Source organism: Alishewanella longhuensis (genome assembly GCF_014653435.1).
In the GTDB taxonomy this organism is placed as follows: Bacteria; Pseudomonadota; Gammaproteobacteria; order Enterobacterales; family Alteromonadaceae; genus Alishewanella; species Alishewanella longhuensis.
This window is the reverse complement of sequence record NZ_BNAO01000003.1, coordinates 369,785-395,972: the sequence shown is the minus strand read 5'-3', so window position 1 is coordinate 395,972 and position 26,188 is coordinate 369,785. Positions and strand designations below refer to the sequence as shown.

The following is a 26,188-nucleotide window of genomic DNA, read 5'->3' as shown; positions in this document are numbered from 1 at the left end:
CTGATCTATCTGAGTTAGTAATATCACAATCCGTTGCTAAGCTTAGTGAATTCAAACGACGAAGCTGATGGAGTTACCTCTGTTTGAATTTATGCTACCGGCAACAATATTGTTAATCTCGCGCGAGAGTGCGCTTTCGGTTGAAGAGTCTTGCCTTGGTGTTGCTGTGTTCACTGCTTCATCAATAGCTTTATTTAAACGTTCACTATTATTTTGGGCTGATAACTCTGTTTGTTCAGCAGCTGACAGGTTATTTTTGAGTAAGCTTGACTCTGCGGCAGCTTGTGCAGCCTCCGCATCTAATCTTTTGGCTGTCGCTTCAGCCTGACGGGCTTCTCGTCTTTTAGTTGCGGCCTGCTCTTCCAAGGTTTTAGCTTGTTGTTCAGCTTGCTGCGCCTGGCGTTCAGTTTGTTGTCGCAGCAAGGCATTAACTGGCATGGCACCCGTGTTGATTGTGGATATCATTGCTGTTTATGCTCCAACCCAAGGCTACAAGATGTAGCCGTAACACCTTAAATATAGTGTATTGGGAGACAGATGCAAGTTGGGTTTGTACTGATACGTAAACGTACGTTAGCGCCCCAAATCGGCAGGCAAGTTAAGTTTCCTATGGGACAGTTGGGTTAAATAGAAAAGACCTATCACCGTCTGCGTGTGTGTTAAATGCTTTGATGCTCTGGCAGTTAATACACTTAAACCAATAGGATACTATTAGACTATAGCCACATTGACCTGACTGCCACCGCTTCTTAGTATCTGCCTATATTTTTTTCAGGTATTACCTTAATGTCAGATGTAAAAAGCTCAGGTTATCAACGTAAGCATAAATCCCGCCAATTGTTTTCTTCACGCGCTGACTATCTGGAACATGAACTGCAGGCGATGGCTCCGAAGCGCTGGCGTCCTAACTATCCTTTTCGGGATTACCGCTTCGAATGGGAAGATTTAGTTCCAGCAACTGCTGCTACTATCGGTAAAATTGTCATGGTCGCAGCGATAGTCGCGGCCTTTGCAGCTCCGCTAGGCTTATCAGATGCTTTTGTCATTGCGAATGTGCGTTTTGAAATGCTAATCGCAGCTGTGTTTTTTGTGATTTTATTCTCTGGTTTCTTAAATCCTAATGCCAATTTAGCCGGCACCCATGGCCCACTAATTCCGCTGATTCCGTTAATAGTGGCCTCCGGTGGTCACCCGATGGCGCTTGGTATTATGATCGGTATCCTCGGTTTTATTTTAGGCATCACCAAAGGCGGGAGTTTACTAGCCAAGCTTACCAGTAACGGGGTTTGCGGCGGCTTATTGCTGTATTTGGGCTTTATCGGTTTAATGGCACAAATTAAAAACTTGTTTAGCTGGGCGAATGGTTTTGAGATGGGGTACATTGCTTTTGTGGTGATTTTGTCTGTTATTATCCTCTATGCCTATCTGGAGCATATGCAAAAGCGCTGGTTAGCCATTCCACTGGGCTCGGGTTTAGCCGCGGCCATTGCCTTGGCGTTGGGGGCTCCTTTTGAATTTACGACCACACCGGGTATGCCGAACCTAAACCCGGCCTATTGGTGGGGCACAGATAGCGGCTGGCAACTAGGACTACCAGAGTTATCCCACTTTCTCGCGGTTGCCCCTTTTGCTGTGCTTGCTGTGGCTATGTGGTCGCCCGATTTTCTTGGGCATCGAGTGTTTCAGCAGTTAAATTACCCGCCTAAAACCGACAAGGTTTTGATGAATATTGATGACACTATGTGTGTTGCTGCGTCGCGGCAAGTGGTGGGGAGTGTGCTTGGCGGGGGAAATATTGCTTCATCCTGGGGGACTTATATTATCCCGGCATCTATTGCTAAAAGGCCTATTCCGGCTGGCGCGGTGCTCACGGGGATCTTATGCATCGTTGCTGCGCTTTGGGGATATCCTATGGATCTGGCAGTATGGCCACCGGTATTAAGTGTTGCGCTAATGGTAGGGGTATTTATTCCGTTGCTGGAGGCCGGTATGCAGATGACACGGGAAGGTAAAACGACTCAGTCAGCCGCGATAGTAATCTTTTCATCTGTGCTGGTTAATCCGGTCTTTGGTTGGTCACTCACTGTACTGCTAGATAACCTGGGTATTATTGGTTGTAAAGAACGGGGTAAAACGCTGGGACATATTGGCCGCTGGATAGTCCCTGGTATCGTTTTTCTGGTGCTTTGCTTGGTTATGGCGGCTATTGGCATGTTTCCGGGGGTGCCGCCTTTTTTACCCTCATTTCGAGGCATAGCGTAGGGCTGTTAATCTGCCCAGCGTGCTTTAATTTCAAGAATTTTGGTGAGCTCTTGCTCCAGCAAGGGGACGAGATCCGGGTCAAAATGTTTGCCAGCTTGCGACTTTATAAAATCTAAGGCCTCTGCAACAGGCCAGGCTTTTTTATAAGGTCTCTCGCTGGTTAATGCGTCAAAAACGTCCGTTAATGCTACGATACGTGCTTCAATAGGAATAGCAGTGGCTTTTAAGCCATGCGGATAGCCACTACCATCCCACTTCTCGTGATGATAACGGGCAACACTAGAGGCCATTTGCATCAGTGTTGAATCACAATCACCCAAAATTTCAGCACCAATTAGCGCATGTTGGCGCATAATCGTCATTTCATCATCGGTCAGCTTGCCGGGTTTAAGTAAAATATGATCAGGGGTGCCAATTTTACCAATATCATGCATTGGGGCTGCGTGTAACAACTCCTCTGCCCATTCTGCTGAGAAACCTGCAGCCAAGGCAATAACTTGAGCATAATGGCTCATCCGTTTTACATGTAAGCCCGTTTCATTATCTTTATACTCAGCCGCACGGCCAAGGCGCTCAATCACCTGCAATCGCGTACGTTTTAATTCTTCCGCATGGACCAATGATAGGTGTGTCTTTACTCTGGCGCGCACTATCGCTGGACTTAAGGGCTTGGTAATATAATCTACAGCTCCTACTGTAAACCCTTGTGTTTCATCCAGCTCAGCTTTTAACGCTGTGACAAAAATTACCGGTATTTTCTGCAGCTTTACATCTGCTTTTAGTAAAGCACAGAGCTCAAAACCTGTCATATCGGGCATCATGACATCAAGCAAAATCAAATCGGGAGTTTCTTTTTTTAGCAGTTCCAGCGCTTGCTTGGCATTGGTTGCAAACATGAGTTGGTAGTGATCCTGCAGGATTTGCTTCAGAACACGTAAATTAAGGGGTTCATCATCAACCACCAGGATCCGTGCAAATGATTTGCTGGTAAGATCAGCTAACATAGGGACTGCTCTAATTCGGTTAAAAGGGCTTGAAGTAAGCTCTGTGCTTGTTCAAAATCAAAGGACTCAGTGGCATCTATAATGGTTACTATTTGTTTAGTATGGTAGCCATTGTCACTATATTGCCGCAGCTGTCGTAATAAGGCATCATCAAAGTTAAAACTACTTATTTGCGCGGTAAGTGTTTTTAACAAAGTGGGTAAAAGGGTGCTATCTTGCTCTTTGTCTAATCGCTGTGTGGGTGCATGCAAGCTATTAATCATTTTTCGGCTTTGCTCCGCTTTTACACAAAGTTGTTTCACCCGCTCTCTGAGTATGGCTAAATCTGCAGTTCTTAAAGCTTGCTCCAATAGATGGCAGCAGTCGGCTAGTGCCATTAAACTTAGGTTGCCGGTTAGGCCTTTATAACTATGAGCGATACGCTGTAAGGCTGCCTTGTCAGCCTCGGCTTCAGCGCTTAATATATCTTCGCATAAATGCTGCAATGGACCATTCGCAAACCGCTGTAGTTCTGTGTAGTGCTTTTCTGTGCTCCCCCACAATTTTTTTCCCTGTTCAAAATCGATAATAGCAAAGCTTCGAGGGGAGGCAGTACTTGCCACATTCAGTAAGTCGATATTGAGTACCCTGGCAATTTCACTAAACAAGACATCGGTATCAATGGGTTTAGAAGCGAAGCCATCCATACCTGCTTCGATAACAGCGTGACGGTCTTCTGTCAATGCACTGGCGGTAAGTGCAACTATAGGTAGACGTGGTAACCGATGTGTAGCTTCATATTCTCGCCTCAGCCTGGTAGCCGTCAGCCCATCCATTACTGGCATTTGTACATCCAGCAACACTATGTCTGGTTGAATTTTGTCTAACTGTTGTAGCACTTCTTCGCCATTAGCAGCGGTAGTTACCTGATGTTTGTCACGTTGTAAAATGGCACTCAGTAATTCTAGATTTTGCGGAATATCATCGGCAATTAGAAAATGCATTGGGGGTAGTTTATTTAGCGTTGTCGCCATTTCAACGGCTTGGCCTGCTGCTAGAGGAAGAAGCACAGTAAAGGTTGAACCTTGGCCCAAGGTACTGCTGACGTTAATCGTTCCCCCCATTAGCTCTACCAATTGCTTACTAATAGTGGTACCTAGACCAGTGCCACCAAAGCGGCGGCTCATACTGGCGTCAGCTTGGGTAAATGGCTCAAAAATACTGGCCAAACGATTATCAGCTATGCCAATGCCCGTATCGGTAATGGTAAAAGCAATCTTGTCGGCAACCGGTGCTACGTTTAGTGTGACGGTACCTTGCTCTGTAAATTTGATAGCATTGCCTAGAATATTTAATAAAACTTGCCGGATCCGCGGTGCGGCACCGAAATAAAAGTGCGCTAATTTCGGGCTTAACGAAAAATTTAATGCCAACTGTTTATTGCGGGCATTTACCCAAAGCGTAGAGACAACATTATCGATCAGTTCGGTAAGATTAAAATTAACTTGTTCGAGCTCCAACTTGCCTCTTTCCAGCTTTGCACTGTCTAAAATATCATTAAGTAGCACGAGTAACGATTTTGCCGATTGATTTACTGTTTGAATATAACGTACCGCATCTGGTGAATCGGGGTTTTCCAGCAAGAGATCTGTAAAACCAATAACGGCATTAAGCGGGGTGCGGATTTCGTGGCTCATATTGGCCAAGAAGGCTGTTTTTACTTCAACCGCTTGTTCTGCTTTTTGTTTGGCTTGCTGTAATTGTTCTTCAAATAAACGCCGCTCAGAAATATCCATAATAAAGCCGTCCAGAGCCTGGACGTTGCCCTGATCATCGAGCAGGGCATCACCTTGCTCTAATAGCCAACGAATACTGCCATCTTTGTGACGGATCCGATACTCCAGCATAAAGGTCTGTGTATGGTTAATGCCTGCAACTAAAGTGTGATCTTCCGCCAGTATTAAGTCGGTCCAGTTGCGTTTGGGATTCGGTAATAAAAAATCAGTAGCAGGGTAACCGCATAAGCTTTCTACGGCATCACTAATAAAAATCATGCTCCAACTGTTATCTGGCAAACAACGAAAGGCTGCGCCAGGGATATTTTGGATAAGCGAGCGAAATTTTTGCTCACTTTCTTCCAACGTTTTCGCGGTGGCCAGTTGTTTTGAAATATCACTTAAACAGGCAACATAGATAGGGCGCTCATCTAAAGTACTGCGGCTTAACATTACTCGCACCGGATACTGCTGTTGCTCGTCAGTCAAGATCCATAGTTGCCGCTCGGCACCGGTCAATTGAGATACTTCGTTATGACTAGCCTGTGCTAACAGTTGTTGATATTCAGCAGCATAGGGCGCTGGTAATAATTGCTTAAAATGTCGTCCGGTGAGACTGCCGGTTTTCACTTTAAATAAGGTTTGTGCCGCACTGTTACTGTCAATCACAATGCCTTTGTGATTAAAGGTCAAAATAGCATCTAAGGCAGTATTCATAATGGCACTGAGACGAGCGGCACTGTTCTCAAAGCTATGTTTAGCATGATAGAACTTTAAGACGGCTTGAACTAACAACACCAACAGTGTCACCACGACACTAATAGAAGTAACAATAAGTGCTATTTGCTGGCTATTTGCCTCTTCCCCAGTTGCAGTAAAGCCTGGCGGAGCGACAAAGCGCGCCGCTAGCATGCCAGTATAGTGCATGGCACTAATAGCCAGTCCCATCACTAGGCCACTTAATAAATTGAGTTGCCAGCCAGCTAATTTAGCTTGCAGACTTTGCACGCCAAATCGGATCCAAAGTGCTAAAAATGCCATGACGACCGCAACAATAATAGATAAGGCGAAAAAGAGTGGGTCGTAACGTAGTTGTACAGCCATTTGCATCGCCGCCATACCAGAGTAATGCATAGCGCCTATGCCAGCGCCCACTAATACACCACCAATGGCTAATTGTATTAATGCTATTTTTTCGCGGACAAGGAGGTTTAGGGCTACCCAAGAGGCTAAAACACTCGGTAGCAATGACAATAAAGTAATACCGCTTAGGTACTCAACCGGGGTACAAAGCTGAAATGCCAGCATGCCGATAAAATGCATCGACCAGATACCAATACCCAAGCTGATACTGCCAGCAACCAAACCAAGTTGTTGCTGCCAACGAAGTGGGTTTTGACGGCTAAGTTCCACAGAAAATAGAGCGGCGGAAGAAGATAAAATGGCTATTACTAAAGAGAGCACTACTAAAGCACTGTTATAGGTGCCCATCAGCAAAGTGCTATCAGTGGGAATACGAAACAGTTCAATTAGCAAAATAATCTAACCTATCACGGCAGCAAGTTTTGCTTACAGCATAACTTAATCAGCAAAACACAGCGAATTTTTCACGCTGCAGCAACACCGTTAGATTATCCACACAACTCCGGTACCGGCCCGACCAGTTTATCCACACAACTCCGGTACCGGCCCGACCAGTTTATCCACACAACTCCGGTACCGGCCTGACCAGTATGCCTAATTATCCACACAACTCCGGTACCGGTCTGACCAGTATGCCTTAGTTACCATAACAACTTTTTCTCAAGTTCAATTACTAACATTACACATACAGCCCCAAGCAGTGCCCAGCCCCAGTGCACCAGCTGCAGGGATGTGGTACCAAACCAGTTCTGCATAAAGGGCGCGTAAACAAAGCCAAGCTGCAATAGCACTAAAATGGCGATGGCTAACCAGGCAATAAGGTTGGTGAATAAGAGTTTCGGATGCAAACTAAAGCTACTTAAATGCCGGCTATTAAGCAGATAACCGGCCTGAGCCACAACCAAGGCGGTAACGGTAATGGTCCTGGCATAAGCCAAATCAAAACCTTCACTTAACGCCAGTTGAAACAGTAGCATCGCACAGCCACCAATTAGCACTGAAACTAAGGTAATACGCCTTAAAAAAGCGCCACTTAATAGCGCTGCTTTCGTTTGCCGTGGTGCTCGTTGCATCACACCCGGTTCAGCGGGTTCAAAGGCCAATGCCAGTGCCAACGTTACTGCAACAACCATATTAACCCAGAGAATTTGCACCGGAGTAAGCGGTAGCGTTAAGCCAAATAAGACGGCACAGAGCATGACTAACCCTTGCGCACCATTAGTCGGTAGGATAAATAAAATGGCTTTGCGTAAGTTATCATAAATAGTGCGGCCCTCTGCAACGGCAGCGGCGATGGTACTAAAGTTGTCATCGGCCAGTACAATATCGGCAGCCTCTTTACTGGCCTCAGAACCTTTGATGCCCATGGCTACGCCAACGTCGGCTTGTTTTAGTGCCGGCGCGTCATTTACCCCATCACCGGTCATGGCCACTACTTCGCCTTGTTGCTGTAAGGCTTGCACCAAGCGCAGCTTATGCTCTGGGCTGGTGCGGGCGAAAATAGTGCCTTTTAACGCCATCTCTTGCAGCTCTGCGCTAGAAGCTTGTTCAACTTGTTTGCCGGTATAGACCACTAGCTCACCGTGTTGCGCTAACCCCATGGCTTCGCCAATAGCTTTGGCGGTTCCGGCATGGTCACCTGTGATCATTTTCACTTTAATCCCTGCACCCTGGCAGGCGGCAATTGCCGTTATCGCTTCAGGTCTGGGGGGATCAATAATGCCGATAAGGCCATAAAAACATAGCGCTTCTAACTCTTTTATGCCTAATTCATTCTGTTCAGTGCTTTTACCTGCTGCGGCTAATACCCGTAAACCTTGTTGACTCAACACTTCAATTTGTTTTAGCCAAAAGGCTTGATCCAGCGGCTCAATTTCGCCTTGTGCCGATAGTTGTGTTTGGCAACGCGGTAATAAGCGGTCTGGTGCGCCTTTTAGTAATAGCTGTTTGCTGCCGTCAGGCCTTTGCTCCAAGCTAGCCATAAACTTATTTTCAGATTCAAACGGGATCACCGCCAATCGCTGATAGCGTTCACGTTCAAATCCTGTTTTCTCTGCCAAGCAAAGTAAGGCCCCCTCAGTGGGTTCGCCATGCACCTGCCATTGCTGAGCTTTTTGTTGTAGCTCACTGTCGTTTGCCACGGCAATCACTTCTATCAATGCTTGCAACGCAGGATGCTCTCCAAGAGCAACTGGTTGGTTCTGATGCAAAATGTCACCCGTCGGTTCATAGCCAATACCATTAACCTGATAATGCCCCTGTCTGGTAACCACATCTTTAACTGTCATTTCATTGCGGGTGAGAGTCCCGGTCTTATCTGAGCAAATTACCGTTATCGCACCCAGAGTTTCTACGGCATTTAACCGCCGGGTAATAGCATTGCGTCTAGCCATTTGTTTTACGCCAAGTGCCAGAGTAATGGTTAAAATAGCGGGTAACCCCTCAGGTATAGCTGCTACGGCAAAGCCAATAGCGGCTAAAAATACGTCGACTGGGGCATAGTTATGTGCCAGTAAGCCGATAGCTAGCATTAGCACCGTCAAGATAGCGATAGCCAACGCAAGGTAGCGACCAAACTGGTTCATTTGCTTGGTAAGGGGTGTTTCTAAACTTTGTACATCAGAAAGTAGCGTATTGATCTGGCCAATCTCTGTTGTAGCACCAGTGGCGGTCACAACCCCAATACCCCGTCCAGAGGTTACCAAAGTGCCGGAAAAAGCTAAACAACTGCGATCGCCTAAAGGTGCATCTGTTGCAACGGGCGCGGTTTGTTTCGACACGGGCATCGATTCACCTGTTAGCGCCGACTCTTCAATGCGCAGTTCAGTAGTTTCCAGCATGCGTAAATCAGCCGGCACTCGATCACCAGAGCGAAGTTTCACAATATCACCAGGCACTAAAACGTCAGCTGGCAACTGCTGCCATTGCCCATCGCGGCAGACATTGGCGTTTACCGATAACATCTGGCGAATGCCAGCTAAGGCTTGCTCGGCTTTTCCTTCCTGAATAAACCCGATAATGGCATTAATCACCACCACAGCGAGTATTACCACTGTGTCCAGCCAATGACCCAAAATAGCTGTAACCAAGGCGGCAAATAGCAAGACGTAAATTAAGGTATCGTGAAAATGCTTAAAAAAACGATAAAGCAATGAGGGGCCCGGCGCCTGCGGCAAGGCATTTTCACCATAATGTAAAAAGCGTGCTTTAGCCTCCTGAGTTGATAAGCCAGCCGCACTGCTACCTAATTCGGCTAGCGCCTCATCAGCATTTTTGTTATGTACCTGGTATTGCGGTTTATTCATAGGTTCAGCTCAGTTTCTCAACTTATAATCATAGTATGCCAGGAAGCCTGCGTTACACCCTGCGCTATATCAAGCCACTTGTCCACACAACTCCGGTACCGGTTGGAGGTCTTACCTGTTGAGCTTTGATTTGAAAAATTCACTTATTAATCTAAATTTAATCTTTATTAACAAATGTTTTTCATTATGGCTAGAAAACCTCGCTCATTTATTGATGGCATGCCTTATCACATTATTAACCGTGGGCATAATCGTATGCACTGTTTCGGATCTGAAGCAGATAAGCGCGTCTTTTTCAAAATGCTTTGTAGTAAGTTAGAAACCTTTGCAATCAAGTTACATGCATTCGTCTTGATGTCTAACCACTATCATCTTTTAATTACACCTGAAGACGGGGCTGAAGTACCGCATTTTATGCAATGTTTAGGACGCAAATACGCCGCTTACTACAACACCATCAATCAGCGCACAGGCACAGTATGGGATGGTAAGTATTTTGCCAGCGTTATTGAAAGCGACTATTACCTGCTCGCGTGTTATCGCTACATAGAACTAAACCCGGTCCGGGCTGGTTTAGTGAAGACTCCAGGTGGTTTCGAGTGGTCTAGTTTTCTCACTAATGCTTGCGGCAAAAATTCGACGGTAATAACACCACATACAACATATGAGGCTCTTGGGGCTACCTCATTAGCTCGCTTAAAAGCGTACAATCAGTTATTTACTCAACCCATGAGTGAAGATGAATTATATGATATCCGTAATGCCCTGACTAAGAACAGCATAAAGCCGCGCCCTCAAAACAGGTTAGACCGGTACCGGAGACCTGTGGATAAAGTGGTCGGGCCGGTACCGGAGTTGTGTGGATAAGTTAGCCGAAGATACCGCGGGTGTCGATGACGACTTTTGCTGCTACCTCGTTGATATGTAATGCTTTGAATTGGCGGTGGTCGACCAGCACAACCAGCACATTGGCTCGTTCTAATGCTTGGGGTAGGGTAGTTAACTTGTCGTTATGCTGGCTAAGACGCTTCGGTAATTGTTTGATATTGGGTTCAACTAACAATACCTCACCCACATTATCATTAATTAAGTGCTCAGCAATATCCAAGGCCGGGCTCTCGCGTAAATCATCAATATCGGCTTTAAAGGCTAAACCCAAACAGGCGATAACAGGGCGTTTAAATTGGTCTGCCGCCGCCTTTACCTTCTCAATAACATAGTGCGGTTTGCTGTCGTTAATTTCGCGGGCCGAACGAATTAACTTAGCAAGCTCAGGCGCTGAATCAACAATAAACCAAGGGTCAACTGCGATACAGTGACCGCCCACGCCAGGACCTGGGCTTAAAATATTGACGCGAGGGTGGCGGTTTGAAAGTTTAATTAGCTCCCAAACATTAATTTTTAGCTTGTCACAGATAAGTGATAATTCATTGGCAAAAGCAATATTCACATCGCGAAAGGCGTTTTCTGTCAGCTTGGCCATCTCGGCGGTACGGGCATGGGTTTGTAAACATTCACCCCGAACGAACAGCTCATACAAAGACTTGGCTTTTTCGGCACAGCGTGGCGTAATACCGCCAATAATACGGTCATTACTTACCAATTCCTGTAACACTCTGCCCGGTAAAACGCGCTCTGGGCAATGCGCAATAAAAATATCGGCAGCATCAGAATGGTCCATCGGAACCTTTAAATCAGGCCGAAGCTCATTTAGCCACTGAGCGATTTGCTCGGTTGTGCCAACAGGTGAGGTTGATTCCAAGACAATTAAATTACCTTTTTCAATTACCGGAGCAATATTTTCGATAGCAGTACGAATATAGCTAAGATCAGGTGATTTATTTTCTTTAAAAGGAGTGGGTACCGCAATCATAAAAGCTTGTGCCGGCTCAGGTATAAGCGAAGCACGTAACTTACCAGTTGTTACCGCAGCCTGCACTAACATATCTAAATCCGGCTCTACGATATGTATTTTACCCTGATTTATTGTGTTAACTGCGTGCTCAGAGACATCAATACCCACCACCTCAACACCGCGCGAAGCGATTACTGCAGCAGTAGGTAAACCAATATAGCCAAGACCAATTACCGACACTTTAGAAAAAAAAGCTGACATCATATCCCCTTAGTAGGATTTAGATTGTAATGTGCTCATCTTAAGGCTGCGAAAATGAATATACAATTTACATATAGAAAAATATAACAAACTAAAAGTGAGCGCTAAAACCCAAAGCAACCGCTAAGCAGCAAAAAAATCGACCTATCAGTACAAAGTAACGCAAAACATACGCTAGCATAACATTTACAGCTTTGTGGTGTTTCTGCTATTCTCGGCCAAAAATTTAAATGTAAAAAAATGAAAATATCAAAAAGCTTTTTTAACATTCTGCTGCTACTTATCTTAAGCCCCGTCTCGGCAGCGCCATGGTTCGATAAGTCTGACCGGACTGTTATGGACAGTCTGGACTTATTGGTTGCAAGCCAGTTGATAACTACTAATTTACATCAAGAACGCATTTTTATTGCTCCAGTATCAGAACAGCTTTTTACATTGCAAAAGCAGGTGCTAAGCGAAGAAGAGCAGCGCGCGGTTGATAGACTACTGAATGCCATAAGGTACGTCGAAGGTAATTATAATCATTATTTTAGCGCGGGATATACCAATTCAAACAGCATTTGGGTTGCTGGTCAGCAGTCGCAGTTTGCACGCTACAGTGCAAAGCTCGGAACAGAGTGGTATCAAGGAAATTTTGCAGTAGGTCTATTTGCGCAGCGCTTCGAAAATACATTAACAGAAAATTATTCGTCACAACATTTTGCCGGCAGTTATCTGGCTTATGCATTCCCCAAGCTTTCCATTAGCATAGCTCAAGAAAACTTGCATGCAGGCCCTGCTGCATCAGGACTGCTAAGCTCTAATCGGTTTTATACGCCGCCAATAACTTTGCAGCTAAGTAATGGTAGACAACCTTTACATAATGCTTTTATTAACCATGGCTGGGACCTAACTTTAGGTCATTTTGATAAGCATGGATTAGGACAATTACAATTTGTTAAAGCCGCTTCACATCATGTGTTGAACTTTAGCTCACAAATTTCGGCTGAGCTTGCACAGGTTAAAACGCAAAACATTATGCAAAACTGGCAAAATAACAAAGCAACTTATGTTAATTTTACGTTTACCCATGCAATTAACACAAACAAACAAGTTTACAGTCGTTTAGATTACCAAACCACTAACGCAGCATTGGCATTAACTGCTGGCTTCAAACAAAGCCTCTCGATATTCGATGGCTCGTTATCAGGTTTTATTGAAACGCGCTTATTTCAGGCCGATTACCTAGATTGGCAATTTTTAGGGCATACTAGTGATGCTCAGTACCTAAAGTCAGATAATAGTGTTGGCCTTAATTGGTTTGAGAGCACTGGTGCAGCTATAAAATGGCACGTGAGCTTTCAACGATGGGATATCCCATTCTCTGAGGCAACAAATAGTGTACAATCGGTCGTCACAAGCTCAATCCCGTTATTTTCTGGCTTGCTTAGTGCAAGTTTGAAATGGCAAAATAAACTTCCAGTTGCAGTAGACGGTCATTCAGCACTCGATGCTGCCTTCAATTGGCAAGTACGCTTTTGACGCATTTTGTCTTTCGCAACAAAACTTTGGTTATGGAGTCTCCAGTGTTTAAATTTTTTACTGCATTCTTGCTAGCGTTCTGCATAGGAACGGCTTTTGCCAATACACCGTCTCCAGAAATGCTAGCGCAGCTCAAAAATCTGCCGTTAGAGCAACAGCAAGCACTGGCAAAGCAGTTTGGGATAGACCCTAACACTCTTATCAATCAAAATACGCCAGAAAACCCTGCGAATACAGTGCAAGTTTTACAACCTAAAGTCATACCGGGTGAACAAAGCCGGCAACGCACACAAGCCGTCAGAACGGTAAACACTCGGTTTGGTCTCAATATTTTCAATCCAGAAATATCAACTTTTGCACCGGTAGATAACGGTCCTGTGCCTGATAGTTACATTCTCGGTGCGGGTGATACTATTTTACTGCAGTTTTTTGGTAAGCAAAGTTCAAGTCATTCTTTACAAATTGACCGCGACGGTCAGGTCGTGGTGCCAGAAGCCGGCGCTATAGTGTTAGCTGGGCTGTCATTTGGCAATGCCAGGCAGCTTCTTATCGATAGGATTCGCCAGTCGACTATAGGTGTTGAAGTAGCAGTATCTATGGGGAAAATGAGAACCATAAACATTATTATGGCAGGTGAAGCCAAAAACCCTGGCATGTATGCGGTATCTGCGCTTACAACTGTAACGCAAGCTTTGTTTGTCTCTGGTGGGGTATCAGACATTGGTTCTTTGCGTAATATCAAAGTGAATCGTGCGGGCAAAACTGTTGCAGAGTTTGATCTATATGAGTTGTTATTGCAGGGATTAAACTCCAAAGATATACATCTTATGCATGGCGATGTGGTCTTTATAAGCGCATTAGGGCCAACAGTAAGCATTAATGGTGAAGTTCGCCGTCCTGGCGTTTATGAAATTAACCCAGGCGACACAATTCAATCGTTATTAAGTCTTGCCGGTGGCGTTAATGCTAAAGCAAACACCGCCAATGTGAGCTTAGAAAGAACAGACGGCAAATCAAAAAATCTTCTAAGTTTACAATTGAGTAATTCTCAGGATATTACTCAGAAGTTACATAACGGCGATAAATTGATGGTTCACCCATTAGAGGCCCGTTTTAACAATCAAGTGACGATACTGGGCGCTGTAGCACGTCCAGCCGTATATGCCTGGCAGCCTGATATCAAGTTGCACCATCTTATTCGTAATATATGGTCAGATTTACTGGTATCAACAGATTTACAATCGGCAATCGTTGTGCGCAACAATCCAAATAGCCGCATGCACGAGGTGTTTAGTTTCAATCTAATCGACAATATTAAAGACCACGCTGGCATTATTAGGAACGAGTTGACCTTGCAACCAGACGATATTATCTTGATCTTCCACCACGGCAGTGAGGGGTACAATCGTGCACAACTAAACGAAAAGCTTGCAGAGGTACTGCAAGAAGACTTCACCAACCTCTTTAATAGCCCCGCTACATCAGGTGATTTCTTTACAAAAGCCTTTAGTGCTATTCAGGAAAAGTCTCAGGTTGTTTCTGTTCCGCAGCAATCTGTTAGTAACGTTTTGATAAGCCAAGATGAGCTAATAGAACGAAGAATCAATGAGCTGCTATCGCAAGTCTATTACAATGAGACACAGATAGCACTGAGTCAGCATCTTACCCGACAAGAGCTGTTGTATCCGTTGTTACAAATGTTGAAGCGGCAGTCAAATCACAACAGTCCCATGCAAATCGTATCCGTAACCGGCGATGTAAAAGTGCCTGGCGAGTATCCGTTACTAAAAGAGGGTAATATAAAAGCTCAGCTGGCATTGGCTGGAGGTTTAAACGCTTCGGCTTATTTACCACGTGCCGAACTCAGCCGTTTTGAAGGCTTTAGTTTTGAAAGTAACTCGGTGAAATTTAACAATGTGCCAATTCAACTTAACGCCATACTTAATGGCACAGAACCCGACATTGTATTAAGAAGCCGTGATCGTTTGAATGTCTTCAGCGCGCCTTCATGGGACGAAACTCGAATTGTTAAGCTTCGTGGTGCTGTGCGCTTCCCTGGTGATTATCAAATCGTTAAGGGAGAAACATTATCGCAACTTATCAATAGGGCTGGTGGCTTTACTGACGATGCTTATTCTTTTGGTGCTATTTTTACCCGCCAATCGATAAAGCAGCAACAAAGAGAACAGCTAAATAAATTATTAGAGCAGGTAAAATCGGATATCGCTACTAAGTCTATTTCTGCACAAATGTTAGCAACACCGCCCCAGCAAGCGATTGCTCTGGTAAACGAAATTGCTGATGCAGAACCAGTTGGCCGCGTAGTGTTAAGTGTTGAGCGTTTAATGGCTGGCGATGTCAGTTCTGACATTGTTTTAGAGCATAACGACAATTTCTTTGTACCCAGGCTGAATAACACCATTACCATCATTGGTGAAGTGCAACATACTGGCACGCACTTATTTAATGGAACTTTTAGTGTGGAAGATTACCTAAAATTGTCAGGCGGATTACGTAAGCGGGCAGATAATGATCGTTTATATGTAATAAGAGCTGACGGCTCAGTGCTAATTCCGCCACGCAGTCGTTGGTTTAGCGCGCAGGCTACTAATTTACTGCCAGGTGACACCATCGTGGTACCGGTTGATATTGAATACAAAGATTCACTGAGCTTATGGTCGCAAGTTACCCAAATTTTCTATCAAAGCGCGGTAGCCTTGGCAGCAATTTCAAGAATTTAATTAAATAATTAGCAGCTTGAAAAATAGGCGAGCTGCTGTTTTTATTGAGGTTTTTATGTTTTTTGACAGAGTATGTAAAAGTGAAACTCACACAGTAAACAAACGAAAAAAAGGTTTTACGCTTATCGAATTGCTAATCGTTATCGTGATACTGGGTTTACTAGCTTCTCTGGTTGCTCCCACTATGTTCTCAAAAGTAGATTCATCCAAAATTAAAACAGCAGAAACTCAGCTGAGGATGCTAGAGAGTGCATTAAACACCTATCGCTTAGATATGGGGAATTATCCTGCATCGTTAGACGAATTACTGAAAAGTGAGAATCCCAAATGGGATGGTCCTTATTTACCTCGTGAAGTACCATTAGATCCTTGGGGAAATCCTTACCACTATGTGCTTGGTGGTGAAGCAGGGAAGTCTTTTACCCTAAGTTCACTTGGCAGTGATGGTAAAGCGGGTGGCGAAGGTGAAGCAGCTGATATTACCCTATAAAAGTAGTTTTTCGGAAAACTAAATGACTGTAATAGATGATTTTTTTCAGCAACAAGCGCTCACGGGCGAAGACATTGCAAAAGCACGTTTATATCAAGAGAAACATGGCGGTAGAGTAGAGCTCATCCTGAACAGAATGGGCGCTTTATCTTCTGAAAAGCTTATTGAATTTTATCATCAGGTGTTTGGTACAGCTCCAGTAACCAAACAATCGTTGCAGGCAATTTTGGTAAACGACAAGCTTAAAGAACAAATATGGGCTGAGTATAATGCTCAATTGTTGTTCGAATTAGCGCAAAAAAATATTTTGCTTTGCAAACAGCATGACGATGCTCCCATCACACTAATATCTTCTCCACAACTTGATTTTTGTGAAATAGAAGCAGTAGTTGAAAAGACAGGTTTAACGAGCTATCAGTTGTTAGTTGCTACCGATGAGCAATTTAAACAACTCAGCGAGGTTTTACTGCCCCCTGTTGAAGATTCAGGTACAGTAAATTTATCTATTCTCGAAGAAGATCGGCTGCGTGAGTTAGCGTCAGAAGCGCCAACGGTCAACCTATTAAATAACCTAATTATTAAAGCTCTCAGACGCAGAGCGTCAGACATGCATATAGAACCGATTCGGGGTGTGGCTCGGGTACGCTACCGTATAGACGGCGTATTGCATGACGTTGAAACTATTCCGCAAAACATGGTGTTACCTATAGTCACCCGTTTAAAGCTCTTGTCAAAAATGGACATTGCTGAAAAACGGCGGCCGCAAGACGGAAAAATAGAAATGAAGATTGACGCCAAGTCAGTCGATATACGCGTTTCAGCGTTGCCTGTTGGTGATGGTGAAAGTATAGTCATGCGGTTTTTGTTAAAAGAATCATTGAGTTACGATATTAAAAATCTGGGTATAGAAACAGATGTTGAGCAAAGTCTATTAGCCGATATCCAAGCTACTTCAGGTGTTATTTTGCTCACAGGGCCAACTGGCTCAGGTAAGACAACCAGCTTGTACTCATTTTTGTCGTTGCGTAATGAAGAAGATGTAAAAATTATTACTATAGAAGATCCGGTAGAGTATCAATTATCCGGTATCAATCAGGTACAAGTGCAAACCGATATTGGCTACACTTTTGCGTCTGCTCTGCGCAGTGTTGTTCGACAAGATCCAGACATTATCATGGTAGGTGAAATTCGGGATCATGAAACTGCCGCTATCGCGTTGCAGTCGGCGTTAACGGGGCACTTGGTATTTAGCACCCTGCATACTAACGATGCCCCAAGTGCTTACACGCGCCTGCTAGATTTGGGCGTTGAGCCTTTTTTGCTTAGTGCCGCTGTCAAAGTAGTTGTAGCACAACGTTTAGTGCGACGGCTATGCCCAGTTTGTGCTCAACCTAACCCCAGCTTATTGCAACAGGTGCAAGTGTTAGATAAACATCACATACTTAGCCAACACTACGAACATGCAAATTGCAAAGTAGCAGCAGGTTGTGAGCACTGTAACCATACTGGTTACAGTGGGCGTGTTGCTATTATTCAATATTTAAAATGTGACAACGAATTAACGTCGTTACTTGGCCATGCAGACTTTTTAGATGCAGCGGCAACACTTAACAGGCAACGTGGTTTACGTAGTTTATTAGAGGATGGTCTACTTAAAGTGCTGAAAGGTGAAACAACCTTAGACGAAGTATTAAGGGTTGCGGGTTAATGCCAATATATCATTATAAAACCTACAACCAAAGTGGTACCTTGGTTAAGGGGAAAATAGACTCAGCAAACGAAGATGAGGCTAGGCGAAAACTCACTGCAGACGGTCTGTTAATCGTTGAGCTTTATCAGCAAAGTACGGCAACCGATCTAACCTTATTTGCAAATACTAGCTTAAATAAAAAAGACATAGAACTGTTCACAACAGAGCTAGCTTTGCTATTTCGCTCAGGTATTAAGCTCGATAAAGGCTTACAGATATTGGGTGAAAACCTAGCTAAGCCATATTTGCAAAGTTTTGTGTTAAATGTGGCTCAATCGGTTCGCAAAGGCAATAGTCTCTCTCAAGCACTGTCTGAGTACAGTGTATTCGATAACTTGTACATTAATATGGTGAAAATTGCCGAGGAGACAGGAGATTACCGCAACGTATTTGAAAAACTTGCTGAAGACTTGAAAAATGAACTTGCCCTCAGAGAGAAGGTTATTCAATCCTTAACTTATCCTGCAGTTATATTATTTGTCTGTGTAATGTCGCTACTCTTTATCTTTAACTATGTAGTCCCTAACATGACTGGCCTGTTTAACGAGCAAACAGACTTACCCGGATATACCGTTGCCTTACTTGGTATTAGTACTTTTTTTCAGCTCTATCAATTTCACCTTTTCTTCATTATTGCCGTTACAGTGTTTTCACTATGGTATTTTAGAGAACAACCCTTTGCAAAAAATGTGTTTAAAACTTTAAGAACATTGTCACCGGTAAATGTTTTGATAGAACAAATAAAGTTTAATTCAGCAGTCGCATCCATGCTTAAAGCTGGTATAAAAGTAGATAAAGCGCTGAGAATGGGCGCAGAAGTATTAAGAACGCCAGCATTAAGCCAAGAAGTGATTATTTGTGTAGAGAGTATCAGACGAGGAGAATCTCTTTCCGAAAGTCTAGGCTTAAGCCAACTTTATCCGCCTTTTTATAAGTCACTTTTGAAAATCGGCGAAGAGAGTGGTCAACTAACCGAAGTTTTTAACGAGATCGCAGACCGTTCCAGGCAAAAATTCTATGCTTGGGTTGCAAAATTCACCAGTTTATTAGAGCCGCTATTGATCTTAGTCATGGGGGGTATTGTTGGTAGTGTAGTGGTCATTATGATGCTAAGTATCTCATCTGTAACCGATGTTGGATTTTAGTCGCGATGCGGCAGCAAGCTTTTACACTAATAGAGTTACTTATTGTTATTATGCTGATGGCTTTACTCATGTCTTTAGTAGGACCTGTCGCCATAAATCAATACGAGCGAACGCGCTTAGTAGAAGAGCGAGAGCACTTTTTACGTATTGTTGAACGTGCGAAAGCCGACGCGTTAAACCGACGCATTTCACATACGCTCAATTTTTCTGAAAATCAAATTAGCTTTTCGCAGCATACTGAAACGCATGTTCATACTTATCAATACCTGACATTTGGCAATGAGAAACTTACTGTAAATGCGCATGGTTATTGGCAGCCAGAAACGCTTGACTACCTGGAGCTTACCAGGCAAAAAACACTGGCGTTAAACCCACCAGCTATCGAACTAAATTAAGATGTCTATACCAAGCAACATCAAACCAGTTCGGCCTAAAGTCACTTCCGGCTTCACTTTAATAGAAGTGTTACTGGCTATGGTTATTATGGCTTCGGTCATTACCGTGAGTGCGGTAACCTTACAACGCTTTAGCCAAAACAACCATAAAGCCGCTGACTTGGTTGCATTAATCGCCGTAAAAGAACTAATAAAAAATAATATTAAGCATCAACTAATTGTAAGTAATGAAACAGGCGGTGAAGGAGTTTTTAACGAGGTCAGCTACAAATGGCAAGCAGAAACTGTTGCTTTTAAAGCGCCACCGCCAAGGTTTCAGGAAGGCGGTTCGCAAAGTTACCAACCGCGCTATCGCTTGTTAAATATAAACCTGAGTTTGCAGCATAATGGAACAACACACCAAGTTGAATATCGGGAACTTACATGGGCTCCAGACCTATTTTTAACCGTTCAGTAAAACAAAAAGGCTTTACGCTAATCGAGTTACTGATAAGCATAAGTCTGTCATCCTTGCTTTTAATTACTGCGGCCTTTGCATACAGTTTTTTTCAAGACAGTTGGCGCAGGAGTATGGGAAAATTTGAAACTGCTGTTGCAGACTACCAGCGTTGGCAAATTGTGCTAGACGTGTTAAATGCTTCTCAAGTTAAAACGGTTTACAGGAATCAACCTGTACTTCGGGCGGCAGAAAATAACACAGGTTACTATTTTTTAGGTGAGGAAGGGGGCTTTACAGCCTATTCAACGATAAGTGTGCAAGATCCTGCGCGCACCAGTATTTATCGGCTCTTTAAAGAAGAGGATCCATTTAACCCAGGCAAATGGCGCTTGGTATACGAAGAAGCCATATTAGTTAATCAGTTACTACGTAGTGCAGATCAAAACTTGCCATTTAATTTTAGACGCATTTTAAAAAGTGGTTTATCTGACATAGAGTTTTTATATTACGGCTATACCTCGTTAGAAGACAGAAACTCAGCCAGATCAGAAAATGCTATAGAGGTAATAAAACCAACCTGGCTGCGTACTTACGATGGTATGACGATAAATTTAAATCCACTGAGTGTAAAAATAAGCATTGAACAACAAGTGATTGTTATAGACATTCCCGACACACTAGATAGATCAATAATGAGCATTTACAGCGATGTCTAACGCACAAATAAAAGTTGCTTTAGCCCAGGTGCAAAAAGGGATAGTGCTATTTCAAGTATTGCTAATAACGGCAATAATCAGTGTCTTTGTATTAGTCGCCGCTGCTTATAACAAACAAGTATTAGAGCAAGCGTTTGCCTATAAAAACGTATCAGATAGCAGAGATAGGCTTTATAGTGCCGCAAACGAAATGTTATTTACGTTTCTCACCGAAAGTTGGTTAGACAGTGGTCCCCTCGCTGCAACACCAGGCTTAAACTATTACGGCAAACCTTTTCAGTTTCCCGCATTTTATGCTAACAACACTGCCGCAACAGAGGACACTAGCACACCAGAAATACTCGTTAGTCTGCAAAGCGCCGATAGCTTACTTGATATTAAATTTAACCATGGCATTCTCACAACTTTACTGCAGCAAAAAGGCTTGTCGGAATCTGCAGCTCGGCAAATGACGGCTACATTAGAACAGGCCCAGCAATTTATTACCGAAGCTGGCGGAGTAAACAGTATTAATGATGCCTATCCGTATAAGCCGTTAGAGGCCTATGCTGAATTAGCTTCATTACCTGGTTGGTCTATGGAAATAGTGACGGAACTTTTACCCTTCATTACACTCTACGGCGTTAACGCAAATCCGTTTTGGGCACCCGACGATTTACTACCAATATTATTGCCAGCAAACCATGCGGAGATACTTATACAAGATAGGCAAAACTTACAGTATAATGCCGCTCGTTACACGGCTGTTACCGGGATAGATGGCGACGAAATAGTGGGTTTTTACCCAGATAAAAATTTAAGAATCGTAGTAAGTGAGCCAGCTCAATCAACCTCATTAACGCTCGAAGTTAAAATAGAGCCTTATGACCGTAATCCCGTTACGCTTTATCTATACAGCAAATCGGCTGGTTTTTTCGTTAATAAAAATGAGCAATAGGCAGGTTAATCAGTAAATTGTATGAAAAACATTTTTGCACTATGGCACAAATTTTCAGCTTGGCTAACAGGCAACACCCTTGGGTATCTTGATGCGTCAGGCGTGTTTTATCGCTTAGAGCCAAAAGCTCAGCTACAATGGCTATCCACTAACCTGACTATTGCGACTACTCACGCAAAATTACCGCCATTAGTTTTGGTGTCGAGGCACTGGTACTCGGAGCAGAAAAAAAGTTATCCGGTTAATAACAAAGCAGATGTTATAAAAATCGCCAAACAAGAATTTGGTAATAGCTGTCAGCTCTATCTGGGCGATTACACCGATGGTAAACGCGATGTTTTGGTCATACAGTTTAAACCGGCCTTATTAGACTTTGCTAGCCAGGCAAAATTAATTATTCCCGAAACCTTGCTGATTAATAAGCATTATCCGAAATTATTGGTATCGGCAAAAATGCGTGACCAGGCCTTTGCGCAAATAACAACACCGGATGGTCTATGGCAAAGCATCAAGTTAAGCCCTTTATTGCCAGATACGGCAAGAGCAGCAATTGCCTTGGGGGCGCCAGCAGACGCTGTATTGCAAAACATTACAGAAGATGCGCTACGCCTGAGCCTATTTAAGCTGTTTAAAGGTTTCTCCTTTGCTGAATTACAACAACTTGCCAATATTGCCAACAGTAGTGAAAAGCAAAAGCCTTGGGCAGCCTTTGCTGGCGTATTGTTGTTCAGTGGCTTGGTGTACTTGTCAAGCGCGGAGCTATATTTGCGCAGCCAAATTAGCAGCTATCAGGCACAACTGAGCAGTATCTCGCTTAACATAGATGACGCGGTAGCTACCCGCAGCCAGTTTGAAGAGCTTACCCGTAAGGTTAACCAATTTGACGCCAAAAGAGCTGATCATTACAACGCCTTGGCGGTTTGGCACATTTTAGCTGAGCTTATTGCAAAAGAGGTCGGTTTTACTAATACCATCTACGATGGCAAAGTATTAACCCTGTTTGGCCAGGCTCCTGAGGCGGCAGCAATACTAGAGTGGCTGCATGCTCAACCATACATTTCAGATGCTGACTTTACTAACCCGGTACGCCAGATAAGAGCCGGCGAAAGTTTCTCATTAAAGTTAACGGTGGAAGGGCAACGTTACGCCCAGTGGTTAGAGCAGCAAGCTACTGCAGCAACTGCCGCAGCGGAGGCAGCTATGTTGCCGCCAGAAACCCAGCAAAAGCAAAATAACACTGAACAAACTGCTGAGGTAGCAAGTGAAAAATAAAAAAGCATTGCTGTTTTTATTAGCCTTACTGGCTGTAATAAAGTTTGTAATTCAACCGTTATTACAGCATCAGCAGCTGCTAAGGCAAGACTTACAAATGGTAATGAGCCAGTTAGAGCGTGCTGAACGCACCTTAAAGCTAGCGCCGTTGCAGCAAGAGTTGCTAACACCATTAGAGCAACAATTAAAAGAACAACAAGGTTTATTTCCCCGTGCTAACAACGGGCCATTATTTCGCTTGAGTATCCAGCGAATTATTAGCACTAATTTTTCTGCAAATAAACTTGAAGTAAGTAACTTTGACTGGCTACTTACCACGGATGACGGCCCCTTTGAAGTGCATCAGTTAAGGTTTAACAGCACCGGTCATCCGGCACAGCTTTTTAAAGCATTTAACGAGTTTGTAGTCGCAAACGAATCGATCGAAGTAGTAGAGTTTACCTTTGCGCAACGCGCCCAAGCCAACAGAATTTTATCCGAAGTAGCAACCCTAACCTTAATGCTCAATGTAACTGCAATAAAAGGGGGGCAATAACATTATGGATATGGCAAGTTTCCGGACACAGTTACAGCAGTTAACCCAATTTCCGTACAGCGTGTTGCTGGGTGCAACTTGCTTAATGTTAGTGATTTTCTTTGTACAGCATGTTTATGTATCGCCGCCAGACAGCACCCCATCAGAACGCGAGTTTAGTTTGCCGGTAGTAAAACCATTAGCAAAACCTATGCTAAGCGAGTCGCTGGCATCATGGCAGCAGCAAGCTGTGGCGCAAATCACGCCTGAAACGCTGGCTACCGAGCCTGAGGGGGCGACCAAGCTAGAAAACCAGCATTTGCGCATAAGAGGGACTTGGTTAAATTCGGCAAAACAGGCTGTTGCATTATTTGAAATTATTGAAAACAATACCACACGTTTCGCGCCTTACACTCAGGGCGAGCTGTTTGGTTACTATAAGGTTGCGCAAATCGCTAACCAACAGGTAAGCCTAGCCGATACCCGTGAACCAAACGCTGAGCCTATTGTACTCGTTGTATTTGAACCTATTTCTAACAGAGAATAATTATGATTAATTATGTCAGCTCGCTGCGGCTAAGCGGTGCCATTGCGTTAACCTTTTTATTAGGTAGCTGTGCCTCACCGGATGTGTCTTTACGTCTTGATCCAGGTAAAATGGCAGACGAACGCCCTATCTCAGAACAAGTTAGTGATGATTACGAGGAGGCACCCGCGGCGCAAACCGGCTTTAACCGGTTAAATAGCCTAATGACGAGCCGCACAGCTACCCAGCGCTCGGCTGATTTAGCGAATAACTTTGCCGCCAACGACAGCCACCAAATAGCGTTAAACCAACTGCCATTGCCAGACTTTATTCAATTGGTTTTTGGTCAGTCGTTAGCGATTAATTATGTTATTGCGGAAAACATTCGCTCACCACAACCTGTATCGTTAAATGTTTCCGAGCCTATTAGTAGCAGAGAGTTATTTCGTATTGCTGCACAAACGTTGGAAAAACAGAACTTATCGATAACCCTGCGCGACAACGTATACTTTATCCACCCTCGCGATAATAAAACGCGTAACGATGTGATCATTGGCTTTGGGCGTGCGGCACAAGATGTACCCGATACCCATTTACCTATATTGCAAATTGCGCCCTTGCGCTTTGGCGCAAAATTAAGTTTAGAGCGCACCCTGCGCGCGCTTAGCGGCGCCACTATTACTATGGATAACGAGCAGAATGCCGCCTTTATCGAGGGTAGCCGCGCAGAAATTATTCGTACGCTCGATTTAATTAACCTTTTAGATATACCCTCAACCCGTGGCCGCTTTATTGGGCTTACCGAGTTGGTGTATGTAACTCCCGATGACTTTATTAAACAACTTACCGAACTATTACAAGCCGAAGGCATTACTGCTAATACCCGCGCTGCGCAAGGCGGTGCCTTATTAATGGTGCCCATCAGCCAATTAGGTGCTGTAGCCTTGTTTGCTGGCGACGAATTTGTGCTAGACCGGGCAGAGTACTGGGCCAGACAACTCGATAAGCCGGCAAAAGGTGATCAAAAGCAGTTCTTTTTATATCACCCGCGGTACGCTAGGGCAGCCGATTTAGGTGCGTCTTTACAGCCGTTGTTAGGTAATGTTAACACGAGTGCGCAGGGCAATCAGGCACGCGATACACGTACCGCGCAAGCCCAGCAGTTAGTGCAAGCCCTAGCCGGTGGCGATTTACGCTTAAACGTAGATGAACGCTCTAACACCCTGATGTTTTATGGTAATGGCGCTTCTTATGCCGCCTTAAGACCTATTATTAACCGCCTAGATACCATGCCCAAACAAATTTTGTTAGATGCGGTTATTGCCGAAGTTACTCTTACTGACGAATTTTCCATGGGCTTCGAATTTGCCATCCGTAATGTATTAAGCGGTGAAGGGCGCAGCATTAACTTTGGCACCCTAGGCGCGCTGGGTGTAAGCGAAATGAGTGGCTTAAAAATTACTGGCATAGGTAGTGCCAAGCAATTTGTGGCGGCTTTATCGGCCTCGACTAACTTAGTAAATGTATTATCTAACCCTACGTTAGTAGTACGAGATGGTGTAGCGGCTAGCATTACTGTAGGTAACGACATCCCAACCATTGGCTCTACCACCACCAATCCCAATTTTGACACTCAAACCATTAATGTGGTGTATCGCAAAACTGGGGTGAATTTAAATGTGCAGCCTAATATTAATGCCCAGGGCCTGGTGGTACTGCAAATAGATAAGCAAATATCGAATATTGCCAGCGGTGGCCCCAGTGTGCAGGGCTCGCCCAGTATTTTTGAGCGTAATATTAAAACCGAGGTTATTGCTACCAGCGGCCAAACGATTTTGCTAGGTGGGCTTATTTCCGAAAATAATACCAGTGGCAACAGCTATGTGCCTGGTTTTGCATCAATTCCGCTTTTAGGTAAGCTATTTCAGGGTGAAAATAAGCAAAAGCAAAAAACCGAATTGGTTATTTTTATTACCCCCAGAATTATCGATACCGTAGACGATTGGTATCAGATAAGAAAAAAATTCGCCGAGGGCTTGACAAGCCTAACACTGGACGAATAAGTTACTCAACCATGCAATACGGCGTTAATAACTCGGGTAAAGCTATTGTGTTTTGCCAATTAACGAATAAACGTTATTGTTAAGGGTGTTTAACA

The 26,188-nt window shown here is 44.0% G+C and carries 20 protein-coding genes and 1 pseudogene; 16 read left to right on the top strand and 5 right to left on the bottom strand.

Going from position 1 to position 26,188, the window contains the following annotated elements:
* Positions 1-51: 51 nt before the first annotated feature.
* Positions 52-465, bottom strand: coding sequence for a hypothetical protein (locus IE163_RS08825; protein ID WP_189432328.1), 414 nt, complete (start codon positions 463-465; stop codon positions 52-54).
* Positions 466-786: 321 nt separating this feature from the next.
* Between IE163_RS08825 and IE163_RS08820 the strand changes: the two genes are divergently transcribed.
* On the top strand, positions 787-2,262 hold the full coding sequence (locus IE163_RS08820) for a DUF3360 family protein (protein WP_189432327.1): 1,476 nt from the start codon (positions 787-789) through the stop codon (positions 2,260-2,262).
* A 5-nt stretch (positions 2,263-2,267) separates the two neighbouring features.
* Here the strand turns inward: IE163_RS08820 and IE163_RS08815 are convergent, their stop codons facing one another.
* From IE163_RS08815 to IE163_RS08805, 3 genes are all read right to left on the bottom strand, one after another.
* Positions 2,268-3,266 (bottom strand): response regulator, encoded by a 999-nt coding sequence (locus tag IE163_RS08815; protein ID WP_189432326.1) that lies wholly within the window; start codon positions 3,264-3,266, stop codon positions 2,268-2,270.
* Positions 3,260-6,556 (bottom strand): MHYT domain-containing protein, encoded by a 3,297-nt coding sequence (locus IE163_RS08810; protein ID WP_189432325.1) that lies wholly within the window; start codon positions 6,554-6,556, stop codon positions 3,260-3,262. The genes IE163_RS08815 and IE163_RS08810 overlap by 7 nt, the downstream gene beginning before the upstream one ends.
* Positions 6,557-6,804: 248 nt before the next feature.
* Complete coding sequence (locus IE163_RS08805) at positions 6,805-9,468, bottom strand: cation-translocating P-type ATPase (protein WP_189432324.1); 2,664 nt, start codon at positions 9,466-9,468, stop codon at positions 6,805-6,807.
* Positions 9,469-9,654: 186 nt separating this feature from the next.
* On the opposite strand from IE163_RS08805, the gene IE163_RS08800 reads away from it, so the two are divergent.
* Positions 9,655-10,335 carry a transposase gene (locus IE163_RS08800; protein ID WP_189432323.1) on the top strand — a complete coding sequence of 227 codons (681 nt, stop codon included), beginning with the start codon at positions 9,655-9,657 and terminating at the stop codon, positions 10,333-10,335.
* A 1-nt stretch (position 10,336) separates the two neighbouring features.
* Here IE163_RS08800 and wecC read toward each other — a convergent pair whose 3' ends face one another.
* Entirely contained in the window at positions 10,337-11,584 is a 1,248-nt protein-coding gene (gene wecC / locus IE163_RS08795) for a UDP-N-acetyl-D-mannosamine dehydrogenase (protein WP_189432410.1), read from the bottom strand.
* A 240-nt stretch (positions 11,585-11,824) separates the two neighbouring features.
* Here wecC and IE163_RS08790 point away from each other — a divergent pair, with 240 nt between their 5' ends.
* From IE163_RS08790 to IE163_RS08730, 14 genes and pseudogenes are all read left to right on the top strand, one after another.
* Positions 11,825-13,105: a hypothetical protein gene (locus IE163_RS08790; protein ID WP_189432322.1), complete on the top strand. Its 1,281-nt coding sequence runs from the start codon at positions 11,825-11,827 to the stop codon at positions 13,103-13,105.
* A gap of 44 nt (positions 13,106-13,149) precedes the next feature.
* Entirely contained in the window at positions 13,150-15,846 is a 2,697-nt protein-coding gene (locus IE163_RS08785) for an SLBB domain-containing protein (RefSeq protein ID WP_189432321.1), read from the top strand.
* A 55-nt stretch (positions 15,847-15,901) separates the two neighbouring features.
* Positions 15,902-16,336 carry a type II secretion system major pseudopilin GspG gene (gspG, locus tag IE163_RS08780; RefSeq protein ID WP_189432320.1) on the top strand — a complete coding sequence of 145 codons (435 nt, stop codon included), beginning with the start codon at positions 15,902-15,904 and terminating at the stop codon, positions 16,334-16,336.
* 22 nt (positions 16,337-16,358) lie between these two features.
* Positions 16,359-18,044, top strand: coding sequence for a GspE/PulE family protein (locus IE163_RS08775; protein WP_189432319.1), 1,686 nt, complete (start codon positions 16,359-16,361; stop codon positions 18,042-18,044).
* Positions 18,044-19,231, top strand: coding sequence for a type II secretion system F family protein (locus IE163_RS08770; RefSeq protein ID WP_189432318.1), 1,188 nt, complete (start codon positions 18,044-18,046; stop codon positions 19,229-19,231). Before IE163_RS08775 ends, IE163_RS08770 begins: the two co-directional genes overlap by 1 nt.
* Positions 19,232-19,236: 5 nt before the next feature.
* Positions 19,237-19,626: a type II secretion system protein gene (locus IE163_RS08765; protein WP_189432316.1), complete on the top strand. Its 390-nt coding sequence runs from the start codon at positions 19,237-19,239 to the stop codon at positions 19,624-19,626.
* A gap of 1 nt (position 19,627) precedes the next feature.
* Positions 19,628-20,083 (top strand): type II secretion system protein, encoded by a 456-nt coding sequence (locus IE163_RS08760; protein ID WP_189432314.1) that lies wholly within the window; start codon positions 19,628-19,630, stop codon positions 20,081-20,083.
* Positions 20,050-20,148: pseudogene (locus IE163_RS17980) on the top strand (prepilin-type N-terminal cleavage/methylation domain-containing protein); the annotation flags it as partial. The gene IE163_RS08760 and the pseudogene IE163_RS17980, both read left to right, overlap by 34 nt.
* A gap of 48 nt (positions 20,149-20,196) precedes the next feature.
* Positions 20,197-20,781 (top strand): hypothetical protein, encoded by a 585-nt coding sequence (locus tag IE163_RS08755; protein ID WP_229833495.1) that lies wholly within the window; start codon positions 20,197-20,199, stop codon positions 20,779-20,781.
* Entirely contained in the window at positions 20,774-21,718 is a 945-nt protein-coding gene (locus IE163_RS08750; protein WP_189432310.1) for a type II secretion system protein GspK, read from the top strand. The genes IE163_RS08755 and IE163_RS08750 overlap by 8 nt, the downstream gene beginning before the upstream one ends.
* A 21-nt stretch (positions 21,719-21,739) precedes the next feature.
* Positions 21,740-22,990 carry a PilN family protein gene (locus tag IE163_RS08745; RefSeq protein ID WP_189432308.1) on the top strand — a complete coding sequence of 417 codons (1,251 nt, stop codon included), beginning with the start codon at positions 21,740-21,742 and terminating at the stop codon, positions 22,988-22,990.
* Positions 22,980-23,525 carry a hypothetical protein gene (locus IE163_RS08740; protein WP_189432306.1) on the top strand — a complete coding sequence of 182 codons (546 nt, stop codon included), beginning with the start codon at positions 22,980-22,982 and terminating at the stop codon, positions 23,523-23,525. The genes IE163_RS08745 and IE163_RS08740 overlap by 11 nt, the downstream gene beginning before the upstream one ends.
* 4 nt (positions 23,526-23,529) lie before the next feature.
* Entirely contained in the window at positions 23,530-24,051 is a 522-nt protein-coding gene (locus tag IE163_RS08735) for a hypothetical protein (protein WP_189432303.1), read from the top strand.
* A 2-nt stretch (positions 24,052-24,053) separates the two neighbouring features.
* On the top strand, positions 24,054-26,093 hold the full coding sequence (locus IE163_RS08730) for a secretin GspD/PilQ domain-containing protein (RefSeq protein WP_189432301.1): 2,040 nt from the start codon (positions 24,054-24,056) through the stop codon (positions 26,091-26,093).
* The last annotated feature ends 95 nt before the right edge of the window (positions 26,094-26,188 follow it).